Origin of the sequence: Rhodococcus sp. ENV425 (assembly GCF_002887785.1) — a bacterium.
Classification (GTDB): Bacteria; Actinomycetota; Actinomycetes; order Mycobacteriales; family Mycobacteriaceae; genus Rhodococcus; species Rhodococcus aetherivorans.
Genome location: NZ_PCZU01000112.1, coordinates 1 through 6227, shown reverse-complemented (window position 1 = coordinate 6227; position 6227 = coordinate 1). Strand labels below are relative to the sequence as shown.

7 protein-coding genes are annotated in these 6227 nt (G+C 71.5%); 2 read left to right on the top strand and 5 right to left on the bottom strand.

The window, feature by feature from the left end; genetic code table 11:
- From CQZ88_RS08765 to CQZ88_RS08750, 4 genes are all read right to left on the bottom strand, one after another.
- Positions 1-379, bottom strand: a 379-nt coding sequence (locus tag CQZ88_RS08765; protein ID WP_146034282.1) for an NAD-dependent epimerase/dehydratase family protein, incomplete at its 3' end; no start/stop codon positions are given.
- Positions 376-2475, bottom strand: a complete 2100-nt coding sequence (gene pabB / locus CQZ88_RS08760; protein WP_029543800.1) for an aminodeoxychorismate synthase component I — start codon at positions 2473-2475, stop codon at positions 376-378. The genes pabB and CQZ88_RS08765, both read right to left, overlap by 4 nt.
- 8 nt (positions 2476-2483) lie before the next feature.
- A complete protein-coding gene (locus CQZ88_RS08755; RefSeq protein WP_006931064.1) occupies positions 2484-2849 on the bottom strand; it encodes a chorismate mutase in 366 nt (121 codons plus the stop codon).
- 246 nt (positions 2850-3095) lie between these two features.
- Entirely contained in the window at positions 3096-3434 is a 339-nt protein-coding gene (locus CQZ88_RS08750; RefSeq protein WP_006931066.1) for an RNA polymerase-binding protein RbpA, read from the bottom strand.
- 212 nt (positions 3435-3646) lie between these two features.
- Between CQZ88_RS08750 and CQZ88_RS08745 the strand changes: the two genes are divergently transcribed.
- Positions 3647-3979: a hypothetical protein gene (locus CQZ88_RS08745; protein ID WP_006931067.1), complete on the top strand. Its 333-nt coding sequence runs from the start codon at positions 3647-3649 to the stop codon at positions 3977-3979.
- Between the two features lie 28 nt (positions 3980-4007).
- Here CQZ88_RS08745 and CQZ88_RS08740 read toward each other — a convergent pair whose 3' ends face one another.
- Positions 4008-4616 carry a hypothetical protein gene (locus CQZ88_RS08740; RefSeq protein WP_006931068.1) on the bottom strand — a complete coding sequence of 203 codons (609 nt, stop codon included), beginning with the start codon at positions 4614-4616 and terminating at the stop codon, positions 4008-4010.
- Positions 4617-5058: 442 nt separating this feature from the next.
- Here CQZ88_RS08740 and CQZ88_RS08735 point away from each other — a divergent pair.
- Positions 5059-6227: condensation domain-containing protein (locus CQZ88_RS08735; protein WP_258008518.1), on the top strand; the 1169-nt coding region annotated here is incomplete at its 3' end.

Sequence of the window (6227 nt, the reverse complement as noted above, 5' to 3'; positions counted from 1 at the left end):
GCGCCGGCGCGAACATCGGGTTCAGCCCCACGCACTGCGCGGACCACCCCGGCTCGCGCACGGCCCGCGCCCACGCCGACTTCACCGACAGCGTCTCGACGAGCACCGCGGCCGGCGACAGCAGCGCACCGAGCGGGGCGGCGGCGGCGAGTGCGGTGGTCTCGGGCAGGGCCAGCACCACTGCCGGAGCGACCCGGACCGCGTCCCGCATCGCCGCCGTGGGGGCGGTGACATCGCCGCGCAGCGCGGCCGGGTCGTCGCCGGCGGCCGGGTCGATCACCACCACGGCGGTGCCGTCGCGACGGAACGCCTCGACCAGCATCCGGCCGACCGCGCCGGCACCGCCGGCGACGACCACGGGACCGGCCGCGGCGTTCACGCGCGGGGGCCGTCCTCGGGCGACTCGTTCACCGACAGGGTGCGGCGCATCGCCACCGCCTTGACCATCGTCTCCTCGAGCTCGTCCGCCGGATCCGACAACGCGACGATGGCGCCGCCGATTCCGAACCCCACCTCGTGCTCGGTGGCGACCATGGTGCGGATGACGATCGACAGATCCGCCGCCCCCGTCGGGGACAGATATCCCAGCGCCCCCGAATACACGCCGCGGGGGCCGTCCTCGAGCTTGTCGATGATCTCCATGGTGCGCAGCTTCGGAGCCCCGGTCATCGACCCGCCCGGGAACGCGGCCCGCACGCAGTCCACCGCGGTCGCATCCGGGCGCAACGTGCCCCGGACCGTGGAGACCAGTTGGTGCACGGCCGCGTACGTCTCGACGTCGAACAGCTTCGGCACGTGCACCGAGCCGGGTACGCACACCCGCGAGAGGTCGTTGCGCACCAGGTCGACGATCATCAGGTTCTCCGACCGGTCCTTCTCGCTGTCGAGCAGGCTCTGCCGCAACGCCCGGTCCGCGTCCTCGGTGGTGCCGCGCGGCCGGGTGCCCTTGATCGGCTTCGACTCGACCACCCGGTCCGGGCCGATCCGCAGGAACCTCTCCGGCGAGGCGCTGAGCACCGACACCTCCGGGAAGCGCAGCAGGGCGCTGTACGGGGTCGGGCTGAGTTCCCGCAGCGTCTCGTAGGTACGCAGCGGATCCACGCTGCGCTCCACGGTCGCCGCATTGGTCAGGCACACCTCGTACGTCTCGCCGCTGCGGATCTCGGCGATCGACTGGGCGATCAGCTCGAGGTACCGCTGCGGCTCGTGCCGCAACCGCACCTGCGGATCCTGCTCCGCCCGCACCAGCGGCGCCGTGGCCGGCGCCGTGGCGGACTCCGGCAGGGACTCGAGCACCGCGGCGGTCTCGTCGAACCACGCGGTCGTGGCCGGCTCACCGGTCCGCTCGCTCAACGCCAGCAGATAGCAGCAGCGCGCCTCGTGGTCGAGCACGACCGCGCGGTCGGCGAACACCATCGCCGCGTCCGCGATGGGGGACGTGTGCACCAGCTGGCCGCCGGTGTCGGCCTTGAGCTCGTACCCCAGGTAGCCCACGTACCCGAGAGCGAACGCGAACGGCAGGTCGTCCCGCCGGGCGACCGTGCGCTCGGCGAGGCGACGGTCGACGTGGTCGAAGAAGGTGGTGTGGAACTCGGCGACCGGTTCCCCGGCCCGCTGTTCGCGCACCAGGGTCTCGGCGACGCTGTAGGTGACGAACTCGGCGCGTGGTCCCGATCCGTCCCCGAGGATGGAGAACCGCGAGTTCGGCTCGGTGGCGGCACTGCCGTCCAGCCAGAAGCTGTGCGGGCCCTCGGCGAACAACGCTTCGAACACCCGCTGCGGGTCCGGGTTGTGTGCGATCCGGCGGCTCTCGAGCACCAGCGCCGGGGGCGGGGCCGTCGGCGCTGGCGGTAGGGCCGGCTCCGGCGGGTGGGGCCGGGCCGGGGTCGCGTCGCGGAAGTTCGCCAGCAGTTCGCGGCCGTACTCGGTGCAGATCGATTCGGGGTGGAACTGCACCCCCCACAGCGGACGGGTCCGGTGGGCGACCCCCATGAGCAGCCCGTCCTCGGTCCAGGCGACGGCCTCGAGCTCGTCGGGCACCCGGTCGACGACCAGCGAGTGGTATCTCACCGCCGCGAACGGCGAGGGAATGCCGGCGAACAACCCGGTGCCGGTGTGCCGGATCCGCGAGAGCCGTCCGTGCACCGGTTGCGGGGCGCGCACCACGTCGCTGCCGAACAGGTTGCACAGGCCCTGGTGGCCCAGGCACACCCCGAGCACCGGCAGACCGGAGTCGAGCAGGGCGTGGGAGCTGATCCCGAAGTCGCGGGCCCGGTCGGGCCGCCCCGGCCCGGGGGAGACGACGACGTTGTCGAACCGGTCCAGGTCCAGGCACTCCCACGGGGTGTCGTTGCTGACGACCGTGGGCGCAACACCGTTGACCTCCGCAAGCAGGCTGTAGAGGTTGTAGGTGAACGAGTCGTAGTTGTCGATCAGCAGGGTGCGGATCGAACCGGCGGGCGGCGGCGCGGCCATGACCGGCCTCAGGTCCGGGTCTCGCGCAGCTCGGCCGACGCCGAGCCGGTGCCGTCGATGATGAGGTCCTCGACCCGGCACGCCTCAGCGATGAGCAGCGCGTACAACGAGTGCAGGAACTCGGGCGACATGGCGTTGCGGTGCGCGTAGGTCTCCGCGCGGTCGTGCACGACCTGCATCCGCCCCGGCTGCAGCATCGGGATGGCGTGCCGCTGTTTCAGGTGCGCGATGCGGGCGCAGATCCGCAGCCGGTCCCGGACGTCGTCGAGGAGCCGGGCATCGACGCGGTCGAGTTCGGTGCGCAGCCCGTCGAGCAGGCGGTCCGGCGTGGATTCGGCGGTGCCGCCGGCCCTGCGGTCGTTGCTGTTGTCCATTGCTTCTCGCCCCCTGTACCACGTCCCGAAACCCCAGTGGGTCATTCCGTTTCGCGTCGTCCGAGGTCGCCGGTCCGAGAATCCGGCCGGTGTTCGATCATGATGACACGCGCGCGAAGGCGCTGTCGGCGTTTGATCTTTTTGTGCCGTGCGCGCAACACGGCCGACCCCTGGGGGCCGTGATACGCGATGCCGCCCCCGGGACGGATCCCGGGGGCGGCATCGTGAGGTGCCGGTGGGGGCGGGTCAGGCGCCGCGCCGCTTGGTCTTGAGCAGTTCGAGGCGCTCCTTGAGCAGTTCGTCGAGCTCGTCGATGGAGCGGCGCTCGAGCAGCATGTCCCAGTGGGTGCGCGGCGGCTTGACCTTCTTAGTCTCCGGTGCCGCGCCCTCGACCAGGGAGCCTTCCAGGCCGTTCTTGCAGATCCAGGTGCCGGGGATCTCCGCGTCGTCGGCGAACGGAACGTCGAACTCCTCGCCGTTGTCACAGCGGTAGCGGGCGATCCGCCGCGGCGCCAGATCGTGGTCACGGTCGGTCTCGTAGCTCACCGCCCCGAGCCGGCTGCCTCGCAGTACACGATCTGCCATGGTGGTGTCCTCTCTTGTGTGCTCCGCCCGGTGCGCTCGCCTCCGAGGGAAGCGAGCGTCCACAGTGCGGTCGACATCGGCGGATGCCGACCACTCTTGTCAACGCCCGCGCGGTCGAATCGGTTCCCGACCGCCCCGGGGCCGTGGGCGCGGGTCATTCTACCGGGCTGCCACGGCCGCTCCGGCGCCGCGGGCCGGTAGGGTGTGCGGCCATGACCGGACGTACCCGTAAACCGGAGAACTGCCTCTGGTGCGGCCGGCCGGTCGCCGACGCCCCGCTCGGGCGCCGCCGCCGCTATTGCCGCCGCTCGTGCCGCCAGCGGGCCTACGAGCACCGCACCCTCGCCCGGGAGGCGGGCCTGCCGGAGGACGCGGTGGTCCTGACCGCCGACGAGGCGAGCGCGGTCGCCGACCGCGCCTTCGAGGTGCGGTGCGCGGCCGAGGACGTCGCGACCGCGGTGGGCGAGGGCGCGGGTCCGGAGGAGCTGGCGCCGCTGTGCGCCGACCTGGTGCGCCTGGCTCGCGCCGCCGAGCGGCTCCGCTGAACCGGGCTCCGCCGAGCCGGCGGCGGCCTCAGGCGAAGAACGCCCCCATCGTGTACACCACCTGGCAGAAGGTGCCGTCGACGTACTGCACGGAACCGAACAGTGCCGACAGCACCGGCCCGGTGCCGGTGTCGAGGGTCTTCGACAGCTGCGGCACCCCGCCGACGGTGTCGTCGAGGGTGGCCACGCCGCCGCGGAAGTTCTCCATGTTCAGCCATACGAACTTCAGGTCGGCCCGCGCCGGCAGGGTGGGGATCGTGGGGGAGACGAAGATCTTCAACTGCCCGATCTGCACGGGCGGCACCGCGTTGGGGCCGGGCTGGGCCCAGCCGGTGGTCATCGCGTACGGGGTGAAGCCGCCGCCGCAGCCGAGCCCGAACGTGGGGGCGGGCTGCATGAACGGCTGCGGCGTGTTGCGCGGCGGCGGCTCGAACAACGCCGGGGTGCGGGCCGCGTCGAGCAGGGACTCCACCGCCCGCAGCGCCTCGGGGGAATCCGCGGCGGCCGCCGCCCGCAGCGCATCCGGCGGCAATCCCGGGGGTGCCGGCTCCGCGACGGCGTGGGCGGGCACGGCCACGGCGACAGCCGCGGCCGCCGCGGCGGTGAGCGAACGAACGGTCCATCGACGCTGCTGCATCCAGAGCTCCTCGAGGATGGGGCGGGCACGGGCGACGGCGTGGTCGGCTCGACAATAGGGGGACCGGGTCCGCCGCGGGGCGTTTCCGGGGTCCGGTTCGAAAAGCGGTTACCGAAACTGTGATTCGAGCGCATCCGGTGACCGGATCGCGATCGAACGGTAACAAATCCTCGTCGATTCGCCGCGAGCGCCGCGACAGGTCCCCCCTCCGGTCTCGACTCGGGATCGATGCGGCCCGAGGGGTCGATTTTTCGGTCCGGTTTCGGGCCGAGACGTCGTCGCGGTGGTCTAGCTTGAGGGAGCGCTCCTGTCACACATTCGAGGGCGCGGACGATCGAAGGGGAAAGAGCTACAGCCACGTCGATCCGACCGAGGGGTTTTCCTGCACGGTGCCGGGGGGTGCCAGGACATCACTGGAATCACTTTCGTGAAGGGGAGTTCGTTGCAAGAGCGGCTGCACATTCCGCCCGGGGCCTTCCCGTTGTCCTCTGCCCAGCGCTCGATCTGGTTCGCACAACAGCTGGCACCCGAGGTGCCCGTCTGCATCGCCCAGTACGTCGACCTGCCCGGGGACCTCGATCTGGATCTGCTGCGCGAGGCCGCGCACGAGGCCGCCCGCGAGTTCCAGTCGCCGTACCTGCGGGTCGTCGAGGTCGACGGTGAGCCGTACCAGTACGTCGATCCCGACTTCGACCTCAGCGACATCCCGCTGCTGGACTTCTCCGATGCGCCCGATCCGATGGCCACGGCGCAGCAGTGGATGAACACCGACTACGCCACCCCGGTCGATCTGGCCGACGACTCGCTGGTGAACATGACGATCCTGCGGATCGGTGAGCGACGGCACCTGTGGTACAGCCGGATCCACCACGTCGCCCTCGACGGCTTCGGTGCCATGACGATGGTCAACCGGATCGCCGCGCTGTACTCGGCGGCCCACGAGGACCGCGTCCCCGAGCCACCCACCGCCGCCGACCTGCACGACCTCTACCAGTCGGATCTCGACTACCGCGGTTCGAACCGGTACGCGAGCGACCGGGACTACTGGATCGGGCGGGTCGCCGGGCTCGAGGATGGATCGACCCTGGCGCGGCGGGCGGTGCCGACCGCCGCGCGCAGCACCCTCGAGAGTGTCACCCTGCCCGACGACCTGGTCGCCCGATTGACCGACGCCGATGCCACGAGCGGATCCTCGGCCGCCGCGACGGTGGTCGCGGCGGCCGCGTGCTATCTCTCCCGGCTGACCGGCCGCGCCGACGTGATGCTCAATCTGCCGGTGTTCGCGCGCACCACCGCGGCGGCGAAACGCTCCGGCGGCATGCTCGTCAACACCGCACCGCTGCACATCCGTCTCGAGGACGACGACACCCGCGCCGACCTGGTGCAGCGGGCCCAGCTGGAACTGACCGGTGCGCTGCGCCACCAGCGGTTCAGCCTCGAGGACCTCCGCCGCGAGACCGGCACCGCCGGCCGGGCCCACAGCTACGGCGGACCGATGATCAACGTGATGCTCTTCCGGCAGGAGATCACCCTCGGCCCGGTCCGCGGCGAGTTCCACATCATGACCTCGGGTCCGGTCGACGACCTGCTGGTCAACATCTACCAGAGCGG

Excerpts from the sequence above, each read along its gene's own strand:
- pabB (WP_029543800.1), bottom strand. The coding sequence starts at position 2,475 with ATGGCCGCGCCGCCGCCCGCCGGTTCGATCCGCACCCTGCTGATCGAC.
- CQZ88_RS08755 (WP_006931064.1), bottom strand. The coding sequence starts at position 2,849 with ATGGACAACAGCAACGACCGCAGGGCCGGCGGCACCGCCGAATCCACG.
- CQZ88_RS08750 (WP_006931066.1), bottom strand. The coding sequence starts at position 3,434 with ATGGCAGATCGTGTACTGCGAGGCAGCCGGCTCGGGGCGGTGAGCTAC.
- CQZ88_RS08745 (WP_006931067.1), top strand. The coding sequence starts at position 3,647 with ATGACCGGACGTACCCGTAAACCGGAGAACTGCCTCTGGTGCGGCCGG.
- CQZ88_RS08740 (WP_006931068.1), bottom strand. The coding sequence starts at position 4,616 with ATGCAGCAGCGTCGATGGACCGTTCGTTCGCTCACCGCCGCGGCGGCC.